At 53.0% G+C, this 15,218-nt stretch carries 20 protein-coding genes; 14 read left to right on the forward strand and 6 right to left on the reverse strand.

Annotated elements, in window-relative coordinates; translation table 11 throughout:
- Positions 1-84: 84 nt before the first annotated feature.
- Complete coding sequence (locus ACHHZ6_RS14450; RefSeq protein ID WP_182273495.1) at positions 85-1,707, forward strand: isovaleryl-CoA dehydrogenase; 1,623 nt, start codon at positions 85-87, stop codon at positions 1,705-1,707.
- Between the two features lie 86 nt (positions 1,708-1,793).
- Here the strand turns inward: ACHHZ6_RS14450 and yjfN are convergent, their stop codons facing one another.
- Both yjfN and bsmA read right to left on the reverse strand, forming a co-directional pair.
- Positions 1,794-2,069 (reverse strand): DUF1471 family protease activator YjfN, encoded by a 276-nt coding sequence (yjfN, locus tag ACHHZ6_RS14455; protein WP_182273496.1) that lies wholly within the window; start codon positions 2,067-2,069, stop codon positions 1,794-1,796.
- A 148-nt stretch (positions 2,070-2,217) separates the two neighbouring features.
- Entirely contained in the window at positions 2,218-2,547 is a 330-nt protein-coding gene (gene bsmA, locus ACHHZ6_RS14460) for a biofilm peroxide resistance protein BsmA (RefSeq protein WP_182273497.1), read from the reverse strand.
- A gap of 137 nt (positions 2,548-2,684) precedes the next feature.
- Here bsmA and yjfP point away from each other — a divergent pair, with 137 nt between their 5' ends.
- Positions 2,685-3,416 (forward strand): esterase, encoded by a 732-nt coding sequence (yjfP, locus tag ACHHZ6_RS14465; RefSeq protein WP_182273498.1) that lies wholly within the window; start codon positions 2,685-2,687, stop codon positions 3,414-3,416.
- On the opposite strand, the gene ulaR is transcribed toward yjfP, so the two are convergent.
- Together ulaR and ulaG are read right to left on the reverse strand one after the other, a co-directional pair.
- Positions 3,413-4,168, reverse strand: coding sequence for an HTH-type transcriptional regulator UlaR (ulaR, locus tag ACHHZ6_RS14470; protein ID WP_182273499.1), 756 nt, complete (start codon positions 4,166-4,168; stop codon positions 3,413-3,415). The genes yjfP and ulaR overlap by 4 nt on opposite strands.
- A gap of 111 nt (positions 4,169-4,279) precedes the next feature.
- Positions 4,280-5,344, reverse strand: coding sequence for an L-ascorbate 6-phosphate lactonase (gene ulaG / locus ACHHZ6_RS14475; RefSeq protein WP_010427455.1), 1,065 nt, complete (start codon positions 5,342-5,344; stop codon positions 4,280-4,282).
- Positions 5,345-5,703: 359 nt separating this feature from the next.
- Between ulaG and ulaA the strand changes: the two genes are divergently transcribed.
- Genes ulaA through ACHHZ6_RS14505 form a run of 6 tightly spaced genes read left to right on the forward strand, consistent with a single transcriptional unit; the run spans position 5,704 to position 10,111 of the window.
- Complete coding sequence (gene ulaA / locus ACHHZ6_RS14480) at positions 5,704-7,104, forward strand: PTS ascorbate transporter subunit IIC (protein ID WP_182273500.1); 1,401 nt, start codon at positions 5,704-5,706, stop codon at positions 7,102-7,104.
- Between the two features lie 12 nt (positions 7,105-7,116).
- A complete protein-coding gene (ulaB, locus tag ACHHZ6_RS14485; protein WP_000218355.1) occupies positions 7,117-7,422 on the forward strand; it encodes a PTS ascorbate transporter subunit IIB in 306 nt (101 codons plus the stop codon).
- Positions 7,423-7,431: 9 nt separating this feature from the next.
- The gene (gene ulaC, locus ACHHZ6_RS14490; protein WP_395122465.1) at positions 7,432-7,899 is read left to right on the forward strand and encodes a PTS ascorbate transporter subunit IIA; all 468 of its coding nucleotides are present in this window, start codon (positions 7,432-7,434) and stop codon (positions 7,897-7,899) included.
- A gap of 12 nt (positions 7,900-7,911) precedes the next feature.
- The gene (gene ulaD, locus ACHHZ6_RS14495; RefSeq protein ID WP_008502901.1) at positions 7,912-8,562 is read left to right on the forward strand and encodes a 3-keto-L-gulonate-6-phosphate decarboxylase UlaD; all 651 of its coding nucleotides are present in this window, start codon (positions 7,912-7,914) and stop codon (positions 8,560-8,562) included.
- Between the two features lie 9 nt (positions 8,563-8,571).
- Positions 8,572-9,438 (forward strand): L-ribulose-5-phosphate 3-epimerase, encoded by an 867-nt coding sequence (locus ACHHZ6_RS14500; protein ID WP_182273502.1) that lies wholly within the window; start codon positions 8,572-8,574, stop codon positions 9,436-9,438.
- Positions 9,425-10,111, forward strand: a complete 687-nt coding sequence (locus ACHHZ6_RS14505) for an L-ribulose-5-phosphate 4-epimerase (protein WP_182273503.1) — start codon at positions 9,425-9,427, stop codon at positions 10,109-10,111. Before ACHHZ6_RS14500 ends, ACHHZ6_RS14505 begins: the two co-directional genes overlap by 14 nt.
- Before the next feature lie 140 nt (positions 10,112-10,251).
- Here ACHHZ6_RS14505 and yjfY read toward each other — a convergent pair whose 3' ends face one another.
- Positions 10,252-10,527 carry a DUF1471 family protein YjfY gene (gene yjfY / locus ACHHZ6_RS14510; protein WP_182273504.1) on the reverse strand — a complete coding sequence of 92 codons (276 nt, stop codon included), beginning with the start codon at positions 10,525-10,527 and terminating at the stop codon, positions 10,252-10,254.
- 343 nt (positions 10,528-10,870) lie between these two features.
- On the opposite strand from yjfY, the gene rpsF reads away from it, so the two are divergent.
- The 5 genes from rpsF to ACHHZ6_RS14535 all read left to right on the forward strand — a co-directional run bounded on the left by rpsF (position 10,871) and on the right by ACHHZ6_RS14535 (position 13,389).
- The gene (gene rpsF / locus ACHHZ6_RS14515; protein WP_014830397.1) at positions 10,871-11,266 is read left to right on the forward strand and encodes a 30S ribosomal protein S6; all 396 of its coding nucleotides are present in this window, start codon (positions 10,871-10,873) and stop codon (positions 11,264-11,266) included.
- 6 nt (positions 11,267-11,272) lie between these two features.
- The gene (gene priB, locus ACHHZ6_RS14520; protein WP_014068638.1) at positions 11,273-11,587 is read left to right on the forward strand and encodes a primosomal replication protein N; all 315 of its coding nucleotides are present in this window, start codon (positions 11,273-11,275) and stop codon (positions 11,585-11,587) included.
- Positions 11,588-11,591: 4 nt separating this feature from the next.
- Positions 11,592-11,819, forward strand: a complete 228-nt coding sequence (gene rpsR, locus ACHHZ6_RS14525) for a 30S ribosomal protein S18 (RefSeq protein ID WP_000135199.1) — start codon at positions 11,592-11,594, stop codon at positions 11,817-11,819.
- 41 nt (positions 11,820-11,860) lie between these two features.
- Positions 11,861-12,310 (forward strand): 50S ribosomal protein L9, encoded by a 450-nt coding sequence (rplI, locus tag ACHHZ6_RS14530; protein ID WP_182273505.1) that lies wholly within the window; start codon positions 11,861-11,863, stop codon positions 12,308-12,310.
- A gap of 149 nt (positions 12,311-12,459) precedes the next feature.
- Complete coding sequence (locus ACHHZ6_RS14535; protein ID WP_395122468.1) at positions 12,460-13,389, forward strand: DMT family transporter; 930 nt, start codon at positions 12,460-12,462, stop codon at positions 13,387-13,389.
- A 46-nt stretch (positions 13,390-13,435) separates the two neighbouring features.
- Here ACHHZ6_RS14535 and ACHHZ6_RS14540 read toward each other — a convergent pair whose 3' ends face one another.
- A complete protein-coding gene (locus ACHHZ6_RS14540; protein WP_182273507.1) occupies positions 13,436-14,083 on the reverse strand; it encodes a LysM-like peptidoglycan-binding domain-containing protein in 648 nt (215 codons plus the stop codon).
- Between the two features lie 232 nt (positions 14,084-14,315).
- Here ACHHZ6_RS14540 and fklB point away from each other — a divergent pair, with 232 nt between their 5' ends.
- Positions 14,316-14,936, forward strand: coding sequence for an FKBP-type peptidyl-prolyl cis-trans isomerase (fklB, locus tag ACHHZ6_RS14545; RefSeq protein WP_182273508.1), 621 nt, complete (start codon positions 14,316-14,318; stop codon positions 14,934-14,936).
- The last annotated feature ends 282 nt before the right edge of the window (positions 14,937-15,218 follow it).

The following is a 15,218-nucleotide window of genomic DNA, read 5'->3' on the forward strand; positions in this document are numbered from 1 at the left end:
CGCCAGCGTGTGACTCCACTCCCATGCAGTGTGAGCGTGGTCTGTCCATACTTACCTTCATTGCCACTGAAGGAGGGACACAGCATGCACTGGCAGACGCATACCGTTTTTAATCAACCCGTACCGCTTTCGAACAGCAACCTTTTTCTCTCTGATTGCGCACTGCGCGATGCGGTGATACGTGAGGGTGCTGGCTGGGATGTTGAGCTTCTCGCCAGCATCGGGCAACAGTTAGGGACGGCTGAGTCACTGGAGCTGGGCAGGCTGGCAAACGTCAACCCGCCGGAGCTGCTACGTTATGACGCCACCGGGGAGAGGCTGGACGACGTTCGTTTTCACCCGGCGTGGCATTTGCTGATGCAAGGTCTCTGTGCCAACCGGGTACACAACCTGGCGTGGGAAGAGGAGGCGCGGAAGGGATCATTTGTCGCCCGGGCTGCGCGTTTTATGCTCCACGCCCAGGTGGAAGCAGGCACGCTTTGCCCCATCACCATGACCTTTGCCGCCACACCGCTGTTGCAACAGTCGCTGACGGGCGATTTTCGTCACTGGCTCACGCCATTACTGAGCGATCGTTACGATCCACATTTTTCTCCCGGTGGGCAGAAGCGTGGCCTGTTGATTGGTATGGGGATGACGGAAAAGCAGGGCGGCTCGGATGTGCTCAGCAATACCACCAAAGCGGAAAAGTGCAGTGACGGCAGCTATCGGCTGGTGGGGCATAAATGGTTTTTCTCCGTGCCGCAAAGTGATGCACACCTGGTGCTGGCGCAGGCGAAAGGTGGGTTGTCCTGCTTTTTTGTCCCGCGCTTTTTACCTGACGGGCAACGTAACGCCGTACGCCTGGAGCGTCTGAAAGATAAGCTGGGTAACCGCTCTAACGCCAGCAGTGAAGTGGAGTTTCTTGATGCCTCCGGATGGTTGTTAGGGGAGGAGGGGGAAGGGGTTCGGCAGATCCTCAAAATGGGGGGACTCACGCGGTTCGACTGTGCGCTGGGTAGCCACGGATTGATGCGCCGGGCACTATCCGTGGCGCTGTACCATGCCCATCAGCGGCAGACATTTGGTAAGAACCTTATCGAGCAGCCATTAATGCGCGATGTACTGAGCCGTATGGCGCTGGTGCTGGAGGGGCAAACGGCACTGTTATTCCGCCTTGCCCGCGCGTGGGATAAGCGCGCCGATGCACAAGAGGCGGCCTGGGCGCGGCTTTTCACCCCGGCGGCGAAATACAGCGTGTGCAAAGCGGGGATCCCCTTTGTGGCAGAAGCGATGGAGGTATTGGGGGGGATCGGCTATTGCGAAGAGAGTGAGCTTCCCCGTTTGTACCGGGAGATGCCGGTTAACAGTATCTGGGAAGGCTCAGGCAATATCATGTGTCTGGATGTTCTGCGCGTGCTGGCGAAGCAACCGGGCATTCTTGAGCTGCTCACTGACGATTTTGCCCAGGTAAAAGGACAGGACAGACACTTCGATCGCTGCTGGCGGCAGCTTCAGCAAAAACTGCGTAAACCACAGGAGGCACAGGGCAGAGAGATCGCTCAGCAGATCTTTTTACTGGGAGCCGGGAGCCAGATGCTGCGGTACGCATCACCACCAGTGGCGCAGGCGTGGTGCCGTATGATGCTGGACAACCGTGGCGGTTCGCTTATGAGTGAACAGGTGCAAAATGACCTGTTGTTACGCGCCACGGGCAGAGTCGGCTAGCGTCAACCTGGCTCACGTGTTGTTGATGATTTTCTTGATTTACAAATACGAAAAGCCACTCAAAAAGTGGCTTTTATCTGGAGGAATTAAACATAGAGGATGGCTTGTACCCGCCAATGGTCGACATGGTTGTCTTCCTGCATCTGGATGATGCGATACCAGGAAGCGCCCTGTTCATCAGCTTTTAATGCAACGACACGTTCAACGTCTTGCGGGCTCCCCGAAATATTATTGACGGAGATGAGGCCAATTTCATTCAGGCCAGTCACGCAATCAGCACTGGCGAATTCAGCTGACTGTGCGGTTGTGCTCACAAGGCCAGCTGAGAGCAACAAAGAGGTCAAAGCAAGAGTTCGTTTCATCGTCAGCTCCATTTCACATGTCTCCGGTATCCGCCGGGCACTCCTTTGCAAATAAACTCACTTCCATTGTTGCGGGCATGGAGTTTATTGTGGACAGGAAAATGTCTATGGACGCAAAGCAGTGTAAATGTCGTTCAAATTATGACCTTCACTTACGGTACAAAATTGCCTGTGAGTACCACTGTCCCGTAATGATGGTTTCGTCGATCATAATGATGACGTAATAATCTGCTTTGGCGGCGACGGCTTGTGCTTCAATTGCTTCTTCCGCGTCATCCGGGGAACCGCGAACCAGCGCGGAGACGGTACCCATACGTTGTAATCCTTCCGTCTGATTACGACGAATTTCCTGCGGGTGATCGGCTACAGGGGGAGCGGGTTGTGGCGTTCCCTGCAGCGCACTACAGCCACCGAGCAGAGACACCAGCAATAAAGCAGCAAGCCTGTGCATAACCATATCTCGTTTCCTGATAGACATAGTGTAGTTGTCTGTGAATTTAGTTTTAGGGGAATGTTCCCGAAGTGTTATCTGGGGCGTAAATTTCGAATGAAAATATCGTGAAAGCGTAACCCAGTTCTCAACATTATGAATCATTCATTAGCACAGGATCGACAATGATTGAACTTGAAACACGCCGCCTCGGTGACCATGAAATATTACACGCAATACCGGCAGGGAAAAGTGAGCAACCGCTACCTGTTGTGGTTTTTTATCATGGGTTTACTTCATCAAAGCTGGTCTATAGCTATTTTGCGGTGGCGTTGGCACAGGCTGGGTTTCGTGTCGTCATGCCGGATGCTCCTGACCACGGTGCGCGGTTTACGGGCGATGAGCAGGCACGGCTGGGGCAGTTCTGGCCAATCCTTTACGGTAGTCTGACCGAGTTTGCCGGGTTGCGTGATGCGCTTTATCAGGCCGGTCTGGTGGCCGACGATCGTCTGGCAGTGGCCGGGGCTTCGATGGGCGGGATGACAGCGCTTGGGATCATGACGCATCACCCCGAAGTGAAATCCGTGGCCTGCCTGATGGGGTCGGGCTATTTCACCTCACTGTCACAGACGTTGTTTCCACCACCAGTGCAGGACGGTACTGAAGCCTTGCTGGCATCACTGGCGGAGTGGGACGTCACCCGGGCATTACCGCGCCTGGCCGAACGTCCATTACTGTTGTGGCATGGTGGCGCAGACGATGTGGTTCCCGCTGTCGAAACCTTCCGTTTACAGCAGGCGCTACAACGCGAAGGTCTGGACGGCAATCTGACCTGCCTGTGGGAAACTGGGGTTCGGCATCGTATTACGCCGACGGCGCTGGATGCCACCGTCGACTTTTTTCGCCAGCACCTTTAAACGCGCAGAACAGTGACACCCTGGGCTTCCAGCTTCTGGAGGATCTCCGGGTTGGCATTTTTGCCGGTGATCACCATGTCTATCTGTTCAGCCCGGCTGAACAGCATGCCTGCGCGTTCACCTACTTTGCTGCTGTCTACCAGCACAACGAGCTTGCCCACCACGTTGAGCATATTTTGTTCCGCCATTGCGGTCAGCATATCGGTTTTATACAACCCATCAGCGGTCAGACCTTTACCGCTGGTAAACATCCAGTGCCCGGCATAGAGGCTGTTTTCGCTGTCCTGCGGGCTGAGGGTGATGGACTGGCTCTTATTGTACTGCCCCCCCATAATCACCACGCTTTCATGTTCCTGGTCGATGAGATAGTTGGCGAGTGGCAAATAATTGGTGATGATTTGCACCGGCTTCCCACACATCTCCCGGCCCAGAAGAAACGCCGTGGAGCCGCAGTTGATGACCACGCTCTCACCGGGATTCACCAGCTGTGAGGCGGCTCTGGCAATCCGCACTTTTTCATCGTGGTTTTGTGCCTGATGGATGTTCATCGGCGTCCAGCGGGGGCGCTGCTGGCTGATGGCTTCCGCGCCGTTGCGGACTTTTTTCAGTTTGCCGCTTTCATCCAGCTTGTTGATATCCCGCCGTGCCGTCGCCGGGGAGATCCCTAAACGTTCGATCACTTTCTCGACGGTGACAAACCCTGTTTGCGCCAGGAGTTCCAGTAAAATTTGATGCCGTTGCGCTTCCGTCATGAGCTATTCCGATAAGAATTGATTTGAAAAGATGATATTTGAAATAGCGTGAGATTACTAAAATAAATATGAAATCGCCAGACACTCAGGTCTGGCGATTTGGCTTCACAATCAGAGGAATGACTTGAACGGCAGGTCTGGCTCAATGGTGAAGCAATCATCGAAGCCCCGAGGGTAGTGGTACTCGAGATTGTCCTTATCCAGCGGCCAGGTGAACTTGCCCCCCACCTGCCAGATAAACGGCTTGAAGCCATACTTCAGGCGGTCTTTTTTCATCTCCCACAGTACGCGGATTTCCTGTGGATCGGCCTGGAAGTTTGACCAGATATCGTGGTGGAACGGGATCACGACTTTGGTGTTCAGCGCTTCCGCCATGCGCAGCATATCGGCGCTGGTCATCTTGTCCGTAATGCCGCGCGGGTTCTCGCCGTAGGAGCCCAGCGCCACGTCGATCTGATGCTCGTTACCGTGCTTCGCGTAGTAGTTGGAGTAGTGAGAGTCGCCGCTGTGGTACAGGGAACCACCAGGCGTTTTGAACAGGTAGTTCACCGCACGTTCGTCCATCCCATCTGGCAGCACGCCAGCGGCTTTCTGGTCGGCAGGCAGGGTAATCAGTGCGGTACGGTCAAAGGCATCCAGCGCGTGGATTTCAATGTCTTTGATTTTCACTACGTCGCCTGGTTTCATCACAATGCAACGCTCTTTTGGTACACCCCAACCGATCCATAAATCGACGCAGGTCTGCGGCCCAATGAACGGTACATCGTCAGCGCAGTTTTGCATGACGGCTGCTGCCACGTTTACATCAATGTGATCGTTGTGATCGTGGGTAGACAGCACGGCATCAATCTGACGAATGGCAAAGGGATCAAGGACAAATGGCGTGGTACGCAGGTTGGGCTGAAGTTTTTCAACGCCCGCCATACGCTGCATCTGATGGCCTTTTTTCATCAACGGATTGCCGTGGCTCTGTTTGCCCGTTCCGCACCAGAAATCGACGCAAATATTCGCGCCACCTTCTGATTTCAGCCAGATCCCCGTACAACCCAGCCACCACATTGCAAAGGTGCCAGGAGCGACCTGTTCCTGCTCAATCTCTTCATTCAGCCAGCTACCCCATTCCGGGAAGGTGCTCAGAATCCATGATTCACGGGTGATGGTGTTCACTTTACTCATCGTTTGACTCCTGGTTTTAATCAAAAGTAATCACATTGTGATTTGTTGTGATTCAATGCTGTCACCATTTTATCGGGTTTGCAATGGGTAAATTGCGTAATTTTACCCTGCCAACCTCACGGAAAATCTGCATAAACCTTGTTAGACTTACGACTATTAAGTATTAACTAAATGAATTATATAGAATAATTTATTGTTTTTATGCGGTAGTGAAAATCATTACTAACAATATGGAAATAATTTGCGTGATACGTCACAAATAATCAAATGCAATCTTGTGATGATTATTTGTGATTAATAGAGTGATGGCACCAACCACACAGGGATTGCCCCTCGTGTTCTCATTTCTGGAGAGAGTTATGGAGATCCTCTACAACGTCTTTACCGTGTTCTTTAATCAGGTAATGACTAACGCCCCGCTTTTGCTGGGTATTGTGACGTGTCTGGGTTACATCCTGCTGCGTAAGAGCGTCAGCGTTATTATCAAAGGCACGATCAAAACCATCATTGGTTTCATGTTGTTGCAGGCAGGTTCAGGCATTCTGACCGGCACGTTTAAGCCAGTGGTCGCCAAAATGTCGGAAGTGTATGGCATCAACGGCGCGATCTCTGACACCTATGCATCCATGATGGCCACCATCGATCGTATGGGAGATGCCTATAGTTGGGTGGGGTACGCCGTCCTGCTGGCGTTGGCGCTGAACATCATTTACGTTCTGCTACGTCGGATTACCGGCATTCGAACCATCATGCTGACCGGCCACATTATGTTCCAGCAGGCGGGGCTGATTGCGGTTTCTTTCTATATCTTCGGCTACCCAATGTGGACCACGATTATCTGCACTGCGGTGCTGGTGTCGCTCTACTGGGGGATCACCTCCAACATGATGTACAAGCCAACGCAGGACGTGACCGACGGCTGCGGCTTCTCCATCGGCCATCAGCAACAGTTTGCTTCCTGGATTGCCTATAAAGTTGCGCCATATCTGGGTAAGAAAGAAGAGAGTGTTGAAGATCTTAAGCTACCTGGCTGGCTGAATATCTTCCACGACAACATCGTCTCAACGGCGATTGTCATGACCCTCTTCTTCGGTGCCATTCTGCTCTCCTTCGGCATTGACGTGGTGCAGGCGATGGCGGGTAAAACCCACTGGACTATCTATATCCTGCAGACCGGCTTCTCCTTCGCGGTGGCGATTTTCATCATCACCCAGGGCGTGCGCATGTTCGTTGCCGAACTGTCCGAAGCCTTCAACGGTATTTCTCAACGCCTGATTCCCGGTGCCGTACTGGCCATTGACTGTGCGGCGATTTATAGCTTTGCACCAAACGCCGTGGTCTGGGGCTTTATGTGGGGCACTATCGGTCAGCTGATTGCGGTTGGCATCCTGGTGGGCTGCGGCTCTTCCATTCTGATTATTCCTGGCTTTATCCCGATGTTCTTCTCCAACGCCACCATTGGTGTCTTTGCTAACCACTTTGGTGGCTGGCGTGCGGCACTCAAGATTTGTCTGGTGATGGGGATGATTGAAATCTTCGGCTGCGTATGGGCGGTTAAGCTCACGGGCATGAGTGCCTGGATGGGCATGGCTGACTGGTCAATTCTGGCACCGCCGATGATGCAGGGCTTTGTCTCCATCGGACTGATCTTTATGGCCGTCATTATCCTGATTGCCCTGGCTTATATGTTCTTCGCCGGTCGCGCGCTGCGAGCCGAAGAAGATGCAGAAAAACAAACAGCAGAAGTTTCTGCTCACTAAGGAGTGTTGATTATGACCGTACGTATTCTGGCTGTGTGTGGCAATGGGCAAGGAAGCTCCATGATCATGAAAATGAAAGTGGATCAGTTTTTAACCCAGTCAAACATTGACCACACGGTGAACAGCTGCGCAGTGGGTGAATACAAAAGTGAACTGAACGGCGCAGATATCATCATCGCCTCTACTCATATCGCTGGTGAGATCACCGTGACGGGCAATAAATATGTCGTGGGTGTGCGCAACATGCTATCGCCAGCGGATTTTGGTCCAAAACTGCTGGAAGTGATCAAAGAACACTTCCCACAAGACGTGAAGTAAGGACGCCATATGAAACTACGTGATTCGCTGGCAGACAATAACTCCATCCTTTTACAGGCAGAGGCCAGCACCTGGCAGGAAGCGGTAAAACTGAGCGTGAATCTGCTGGTTAAGGCTGACGTTGTCGAGCCGCGTTATTACCAGGCCATTCTTGATGGCGTTGCGCAGCATGGCCCTTACTTTGTGATTGCACCGGGCCTGGCAATGCCGCATGGCCGCCCGGAAGAGGGCGTCAAAAAAACGGGCTTCGCCCTGGTGACGCTGAAAACGCCTCTGGTGTTCAACCACGAAGATAACGATCCGGTCGACATCCTCATCACGATGGCCGCCGTCGATGCCAATACCCACCAGGAGGTGGGCATCATGCAGATCGTCAATCTGTTTGATGATGAAGCCAATTTTGACCGTTTACGTGCCTGCCGTACCGCGCAGGACGTGCTGGATTTAATTGATAACGCCACTGCGGCGGCAGTTTAAGAGGAATTGAAAATGTCATTACCAATGTTGCAGGTTGCACTGGATAACCAGACGCTGTCTCACGCTTACGAAACCACCCGCCTGATTGCGGAAGAAGTCGATATTATTGAAGTGGGTACCATCCTCTGCGTGGGTGAAGGCGTGCGCGCTGTGCGCGATCTGAAAGCGCTTTATCCGCACAAAATCGTGCTGGCGGATGCCAAAATTGCTGACGCGGGCAAAATCCTCTCTCGTATGTGCTTTGAAGCCAATGCTGACTGGGTCACCGTGATTTGCTGTGCGGATATCAACACCGCCAAAGGCGCACTGGATGTGGCAAAAGAGTTCAATGGTGACGTCCAGATTGAACTGACCGGCTTCTGGACCTGGGAACAGGCACAGGAGTGGCGCGATGCGGGTATCCAGCAGGTGGTGTACCACCGTAGCCGCGATGCGCAGGCCGCCGGTGTTGCGTGGGGAGAAGCAGATATCAGCGCCATCAAACGTCTGGCCGATATGGGCTTCAAAGTCACCGTAACGGGGGGGCTGGCGCTGGAAGATCTGCCGCTGTTCAAAGGCATTCCCATTCACGTGTTTATTGCCGGTCGTAGCATCCGTGATGCCGCGTCTCCGGTAGAAGCGGCGCGTCAGTTCAAACGTTCAATCGCTCAGCTTTGGGGCTAAGGAGCGGGTATGTTGTCAAAACAGGTCCCGCTTGGCATCTATGAAAAGGCACTCCCTGCGGGGGAATGTTGGCTGGCGCGGCTGCAGCTGGCAAAACAGCTGGGTTTCGACTTTGTCGAAATGTCCGTAGATGAAACGGACGATCGTCTCTCTCGGCTCGACTGGAGCCGTGAACAGCGCCTGGCACTGGTGAGCGCTGTTGCTGAAACGGGCGTGCGTGTTCCTTCCATGTGCCTCAGCGCTCACCGCCGTTTTCCTCTCGGGAGTGAAGATGATGCCGTGCGGGCTCAGGGGCTGGAGATCATGCGTAAAGCCATTCGCTTTGCGCAGGATGTCGGTATCCGTGTGATCCAGCTTGCCGGGTATGACGTTTATTACCAGGAAGCCAACGATGAGACGCGTCGACGTTTTCGCGACGGCCTGAAAGAGAGCGTCGACATGGCCAGCCGCGCGCAGGTGACGCTGGCGATGGAGATTATGGATTACCCGTTAATGAACTCTATCAGCAAGGCTCTGGGTTATGCCCATTACCTGAATAACCCGTGGTTCCAGCTTTACCCTGATATCGGCAACCTGTCGGCATGGGATAATGACGTACAGATGGAGCTTCAGGCGGGTATCGGGCATATCGTGGCGGTACACGTCAAAGATACGCGTCCTGGCGTTTTCAAAAATGTTCCGTTCGGCACCGGGGTGGTGGATTTCGAACGGTGCTTCCAGACGCTCAAACAGACCGGTTATTGCGGGCCTTACCTGATTGAGATGTGGAGCGAAACGTCGGACGACCCGGCAGGTGAAGTGGCGAAAGCACGGGACTGGGTGCGCGAGCGTATGGCGCGGGCAGGGTTGATGGAGGCCGAAGATGCGACAGCTTAAGCAGCAGGTGTTTGAGGCCAATATGGATCTTCCCCGCTATGGTCTGGTGACGTTCACCTGGGGCAACGTCAGCGCTATCGATCGTGAGCAGGGGCGGGTTGTGATTAAGCCCAGTGGCGTGGCGTACGAGACCATGACAGTCGACGATATGGTGGTGCTGGATCTCGAAGGTAATGTTGTTGACGGTAACTGGCGTCCTTCTTCCGATACGGCCACCCATCTGGCGCTGTACCGGCGTTATCCGTCGCTTGGCGGTGTTGTGCATACCCACTCCACGCATGCCACTGCCTGGGCGCAGGCAGGGCTGGCGATCCCGGCACTGGGAACAACGCATGCGGACTACTTCTTTGGTGATATTCCCTGCACGCGCGCGCTAGTGCAGGCGGAAGTGGAAGGTGAGTACGAGCTCAACACCGGTAAGGTCATTATCGAAACGCTGGCTGAACGTGAGCCGCTGCATACGCCGGGCATTGTGGTGTATCAGCACGGCCCGTTCGCCTGGGGAAAAGATGCTCATGACGCCGTACATAATGCGGTCGTCATGGAGGAAGTGGCACGAATGGCGTGGATTGCCCGCGGTATTAACCCACATCTTCAGGGGATTGATGATTACCTGATGAACAAGCATTTCATGCGTAAGCATGGTCCAAATGCCTACTACGGGCAGAAGTGAATAAGTGCTCTGGAATACCAAAACAGTTGTAACCGGTGGTATTTCAGAGCCATTCGCAAAAAAAAAGCCCCCGGGCAGGGGGCAAGTCAAACTATGGCTATATTCTCTTTGTTGGCTTTCCTGGTGCTAGCGTTAAAGCGTTATCGGTAAATATCTGCACTGGCGTGCATATTGCCGTTGCTGCCAGGCTCACGCATCAGTATGACGTGATAGTATGTTGCACCCTGCGCATCGGTTTCTTCATTAATTGCCTGATCTGCTTCACTTTCAGTGGCGAAATTATGATTGATGTAGATTACGCCTAAGCTTTGCACATCATCCATGTTTCTGGCCTGTCGGCCGTCTATCTTGATGGCTGCCATTGCGTTTGCACTGAGCAATAGCGCAGCCATAATGGCGATTGCGATTTTTTTCATGATATACGCTCCACGACTGCGTGCTGTGTGACGGTTTATTGCTCTCCTTTTTTCTTCAGATGGGCTCTGATTAAAGTGTAATCGCTTATCCGATGCGGATAAGTGACCATTTCTGATGCAGTTGTTCAAAAAAACAACGCTTCCTGATGTGATTAATTTTAAATCATCCAGTTAGGGTCACTTTGCGCTTTGTGCGAATTTTTTGCGCAATCAGCTTGAGTTTCCAGGGTCACGCAAGTATTATGACGCGTCAATTTTTCAGCCGACCTTTAACACGTTCCTTGCCTCCCCGGGCCTCGGCTGACCCAGACAGGAGGCTGAATAATCCGTAAGGAGCAATTCGATGCGTCATTACGAAATCGTTTTTATGGTCCATCCTGACCAGAGCGAACAGGTTCCGGGTATGATCGAGCGCTACACTGGTGCAATCACTGCAGCAGCGGGCACGATCCACCGTCTGGAAGACTGGGGCCGCCGTCAGCTGGCTTATCCGATCAACAAACTGCACAAAGCTCACTACGTTCTGCTGAACGTTGAAGCACCGCAGGAAGTGATCGATGAGCTGGAAACTAACTTCCGCTTCAACGATGCCGTTATCCGCAGCATGGTTATGCGTACCAAACACGCAGTGACCGAAGCATCTCCGATGGTTAAAGCGAAAGACGAGCGCCGTGAGCGTCGCGATGATTTCGCAAACGAAACCGCAGATGATTCTGATGCTGGGGATTCTGAAGAGTAATTTCTGATGACCAACCGTCTGGTGTTGTCCGGCACCGTGTGCAGGACCCCCCTTCGAAAGGTCAGTCCATCAGGAATTCCGCATTGCCAGTTCGTGCTTGAGCATCGTTCTGTGCAAGAGGAAGCCGGGTTTCACCGGCAGGCGTGGTGCCAAATGCCCGTAATTATTAGCGGACACGAAAACCAGGCCATTACTCACAGTATAACGGTCGGTAGTGCAGTCATCGTTCAGGGGTTCATCTCTTGCCACAAGGCAAAGAACGGCCTGAGCAAAATGGTTCTGCATGCCGAGCAGATTGATTTGATAGATTCTGGAGACTAGCCATATGGCACGTTATTTCCGTCGTCGCAAGTTCTGCCGTTTCACCGCGGAAGGCGTTCAAGAGATCGACTATAAAGATATCGCAACGCTGAAAAACTACATCACCGAAAGCGGTAAGATTGTCCCAAGCCGTATCACCGGTACTCGTGCAAAATACCAGCGTCAGCTGGCTCGCGCTATCAAACGCGCTCGCTACCTGTCCCTGCTGCCGTACACTGATCGTCATCAGTAATCGGGCACGGTCCATTAATACGACTTTAAGAGGATAAGGTAATGCAAGTTATTCTGCTTGATAAAGTAGCAAACCTGGGCAGCCTGGGTGATCAGGTAAACGTTAAAGCGGGTTACGCTCGTAACTTCCTGGTTCCACAGGGTAAAGCTGTTCCAGCTACCAAGAAAAACGTAGAGTTTTTCGAAGCACGTCGCGCTGAACTGGAAGCCAAACTGGCTGACGTTCTGGCGGCTGCTAACGCTCGCGCTGAGTCAATCAACGCACTGGGCACCGTTACCATCGCGTCCAAATCTGGCGACGAAGGTAAACTGTTCGGTTCCATCGGTACCCGCGATATCGCTGATGCAGTAACTGCTGCTGGCGTTAAAGTGGCTAAGAGCGAAGTTCGTCTGCCGAACGGCGTTCTGCGTACCACTGGTGAGCACGAAGTTGACTTCCAGGTTCACGGCGAAGTGTTCGCTAAACTGGTTGTTAACGTTGTAGCTGAGTAATTTTTACTCTGCTCACGTCGAAGCGCCGGCCTTGTGCCGGCGTTTTGCTTTTTAACGGTACCAGACACGTTTTCTTGCTTGTATGGTAGCTATTCCGGGCTCCTTCTCTGATAATAAATTGAAACGCAATTTTATTTATGAGATTTGTCATGGAAACTGTTCTGCCCACGCCCGTGTTTGCCCGTCGCAATGTGGCCTATGCCTGCGCCACGCTCTGCTGTCTGCTTTGGGGTAGCTCCTACCCGGCCATTAAAAACGGTTATGAACTCTTCCAGATTGCGACTGATGATATCCCGTCGAAAGTGGTGTTTGCTGGCTACCGTTTTCTGTTTGCGGGTGTGTTGTTACTCCTCTTTGCATTAGCACAGCGCAAACCCATCGCCCGATTAACACCCGCTCAGTTTGGGCAACTGACTGTCCTGGGTCTGACGCAGACGACCATTCAATACACTTTCTTTTATATCGGGCTGGCCTACACCACGGGTGTCAATGGTTCGATCATGAATGCCACCGGGACTTTCTTCAGCGTACTGCTGGCACACTTTATCTATCACAACGACAAGCTTAGCTATAACAAAACGCTGGGTTGTATTCTGGGGTTTGCCGGAGTGATGCTGGTGAACTTCCACAGTGGGCTAAGTGAGTTCCACTTTGTCTGGAATGGCGACGGGTTTGTGGTGCTGGCGGCATTTATCCTCTCTGCTGCCACGCTTTACGGAAAACGCATCTCTCAGACGGTCGACCCCATGGTGATGACCGGATGGCAGCTGGCTATCGGCGGGGCGATGCTGGTGGCAGGTGGCTATGTCACTGGGGGGACGCTGGTGCTGCATAGCGTCAACGCGCTGGCGGTACTGGGATATCTGACGTTGCTCTCATCTGTGGCCTTCGCGTTGTGGAGCATGCTACTCAAAGTCAACCGCGTCAGTATGATCGCACCGTTTAACTTCGTGATACCGGTTGCGGGAACGGTGCTGTCTGCCATATTCCTTGGCGAAAATATCCTGGAGATAAAATATGCCGTTGCGCTGGTGCTGGTGTGTTCGGGGATTTGGTGGGTGAATAAGCGGAGCCACTGAGTGGGGCATTGCCGGGCGGCGCTGACGCTTGCCCGGCCTACGGCAACTAACGCACCCGGATAAAACTTCCGTCGTTCTGACGCGTAAAGAGCACCTGCTGGCCGTTTCCGGCATCAATGGTCAGGCCCGTCACCACACCGCTGGCGTTCTGACGAATCTGCACCATCTGGCCGTTTTGCAGATTGCTGAGCGGCTTACCTGTACCTTCAACCTGTGCCATCGCATAGACATCGGTCGGTGGCAGATTATGGTCGCGGAACAGTTGCGCGAGGGTTTTACCCGGCTCTACGCGATAGGTACGCCACTGTTGCTCAATTCCGGTTGGTTGCCGCGTTTGTTGAGGTTCTGAAGGGGTTGCGGCCTGTTCCTGCGGCTGCTCATCCTGAACCGGCTCTGGTTCAACTGGCGCGACCTGGCCCGGATCGTTAGATGGCGTAACCAGCTGAGTCTGCATAGGTTGAGCATCAGGCTGTGGTCGCGTTTGCGACTGGAGATCCAACTGTGCATTACGGGTCACCGTTGTGGTGCCCGTATCCTCACCGCCGGTAGGAAGCAAGAAGCCAATGATCATCAGCAGCGCTCCGATGATAATGCCTCTGCGATGCAGGGACGGTAGCGGATCCATGATGCGAAAATGATCTGGCGCATACCAGATTTTCGCCAGGGTAGGTTTCAGTTCAAATCGCCCGGGCATGGCTTTCCTCCTGCTCCGCGTCTTTTTTATCCTGTCCTGAGAAGTGTAGTTTGCTAACTGCCTGATGGGCGTAACAAAGCCAGCTTTCGTGACACATATTTGGGAAAATCCTGACTGGCTCTATTGTTTCTGTTTCGTCGCAGTTTGTCACCTTTACTTCAGACAAAGTTTTACCCATAAGGGCATGGCTGCTATGCTGCCCGCTACTTTAAATGTGATGGAAGGAAAACCCATGACCACCCCGACTTTTGACACTATCGAAGCGCAGGCAAGCTACGGTATCGGCTTGCAGGTAGGACAGCAGCTGAGCGAATCCGGCCTGGAAGGCCTGTTACCGGAAGCGCTGGTGGCGGGTATCGCTGACGCGCTGGAAGGCAAACATCCGGCGGTTCCGGTTGATGTTGTGCATCGCGCGCTGCGTGAAATCCACGAACGTGCTGACGCCGTGCGTCGTGCGCGTTTCGAAGAAATGGCTGCCGAAGGCGTGAAATACCTGGAAGAAAACCGTGAGCGTGAAGGCGTGAACAGCACCGAGTCCGGCCTGCAGTTCCGCGTGATCAACCAGGGTGACGGCACTATCCCGGCACGTACTGACCATGTTCGCGTGCACTACACCGGTAAGCTTATCGACGGTACTGTATTTGACAGCTCCGTGCAGCGTGGCGAACCGGCTGAGTTCCCGGTTAACGGTGTTATCGCTGGCTGGATCGAAGCGCTGACCCTGATGCCAGTGGGTTCCAAATGGGAACTGACTATCCCGCAGAACCTGGCCTATGGCGAGCGTGGCGCGGGCGCGTCCATCCCACCATTCAGCACCCTGGTGTTTGAAGTCGAATTGCTGGAAATCCTGTAATCGACATACGATTTTCCTCTCCCTGTGCGGGAGGGGAAAATAGTGAGAAAACCTATAGTTACACCTGAATCAACATTTTATCTTGCAAATGTATATGTTGCGTGTATTTTTGTGAGCTGTTTCGCGTTGTATGAGTGATATGACACTCACTTTAAACATATTATTAACATAATATTCAAATCATAGTATTCATCCCGCCGATTCTTACCTAATATCGATGAGTCCTTTCATGGGGACCGTCATCTTTTGACGTATTTAAAGGCCAGAAGAGCCTTAACAACA

Origin of the sequence: Enterobacter cloacae complex sp. 2024EL-00214 (assembly GCF_043945575.1) — a bacterium.
GTDB lineage: Bacteria > Pseudomonadota > Gammaproteobacteria > Enterobacterales > Enterobacteriaceae > Enterobacter > Enterobacter cloacae_P.

Excerpts from the sequence above, each read along its gene's own strand:
- ACHHZ6_RS14535 (WP_395122468.1), top strand. The coding sequence starts at position 12,460 with ATGGAAACTGTTCTGCCCACGCCCGTGTTTGCCCGTCGCAATGTGGCC.
- rpsF (WP_014830397.1), top strand. The coding sequence starts at position 10,871 with ATGCGTCATTACGAAATCGTTTTTATGGTCCATCCTGACCAGAGCGAA.
- rplI (WP_182273505.1), top strand. The coding sequence starts at position 11,861 with ATGCAAGTTATTCTGCTTGATAAAGTAGCAAACCTGGGCAGCCTGGGT.
- yjfN (WP_182273496.1), bottom strand. The coding sequence starts at position 2,069 with ATGAAACGAACTCTTGCTTTGACCTCTTTGTTGCTCTCAGCTGGCCTT.
- fklB (WP_182273508.1), top strand. The coding sequence starts at position 14,316 with ATGACCACCCCGACTTTTGACACTATCGAAGCGCAGGCAAGCTACGGT.
- ulaG (WP_010427455.1), bottom strand. The coding sequence starts at position 5,344 with ATGAGTAAAGTGAACACCATCACCCGTGAATCATGGATTCTGAGCACC.
- ACHHZ6_RS14450 (WP_182273495.1), top strand. The coding sequence starts at position 85 with ATGCACTGGCAGACGCATACCGTTTTTAATCAACCCGTACCGCTTTCG.
- ACHHZ6_RS14505 (WP_182273503.1), top strand. The coding sequence starts at position 9,425 with ATGCGACAGCTTAAGCAGCAGGTGTTTGAGGCCAATATGGATCTTCCC.
- ulaC (WP_395122465.1), top strand. The coding sequence starts at position 7,432 with ATGAAACTACGTGATTCGCTGGCAGACAATAACTCCATCCTTTTACAG.
- ACHHZ6_RS14500 (WP_182273502.1), top strand. The coding sequence starts at position 8,572 with ATGTTGTCAAAACAGGTCCCGCTTGGCATCTATGAAAAGGCACTCCCT.
- rpsR (WP_000135199.1), top strand. The coding sequence starts at position 11,592 with ATGGCACGTTATTTCCGTCGTCGCAAGTTCTGCCGTTTCACCGCGGAA.
- ulaA (WP_182273500.1), top strand. The coding sequence starts at position 5,704 with ATGGAGATCCTCTACAACGTCTTTACCGTGTTCTTTAATCAGGTAATG.
- yjfP (WP_182273498.1), top strand. The coding sequence starts at position 2,685 with ATGATTGAACTTGAAACACGCCGCCTCGGTGACCATGAAATATTACAC.
- yjfY (WP_182273504.1), bottom strand. The coding sequence starts at position 10,527 with ATGAAAAAAATCGCAATCGCCATTATGGCTGCGCTATTGCTCAGTGCA.
- ulaR (WP_182273499.1), bottom strand. The coding sequence starts at position 4,168 with ATGACGGAAGCGCAACGGCATCAAATTTTACTGGAACTCCTGGCGCAA.
- bsmA (WP_182273497.1), bottom strand. The coding sequence starts at position 2,547 with ATGTCTATCAGGAAACGAGATATGGTTATGCACAGGCTTGCTGCTTTA.
- ulaB (WP_000218355.1), top strand. The coding sequence starts at position 7,117 with ATGACCGTACGTATTCTGGCTGTGTGTGGCAATGGGCAAGGAAGCTCC.
- ACHHZ6_RS14540 (WP_182273507.1), bottom strand. The coding sequence starts at position 14,083 with ATGCCCGGGCGATTTGAACTGAAACCTACCCTGGCGAAAATCTGGTAT.
- priB (WP_014068638.1), top strand. The coding sequence starts at position 11,273 with ATGACCAACCGTCTGGTGTTGTCCGGCACCGTGTGCAGGACCCCCCTT.
- ulaD (WP_008502901.1), top strand. The coding sequence starts at position 7,912 with ATGTCATTACCAATGTTGCAGGTTGCACTGGATAACCAGACGCTGTCT.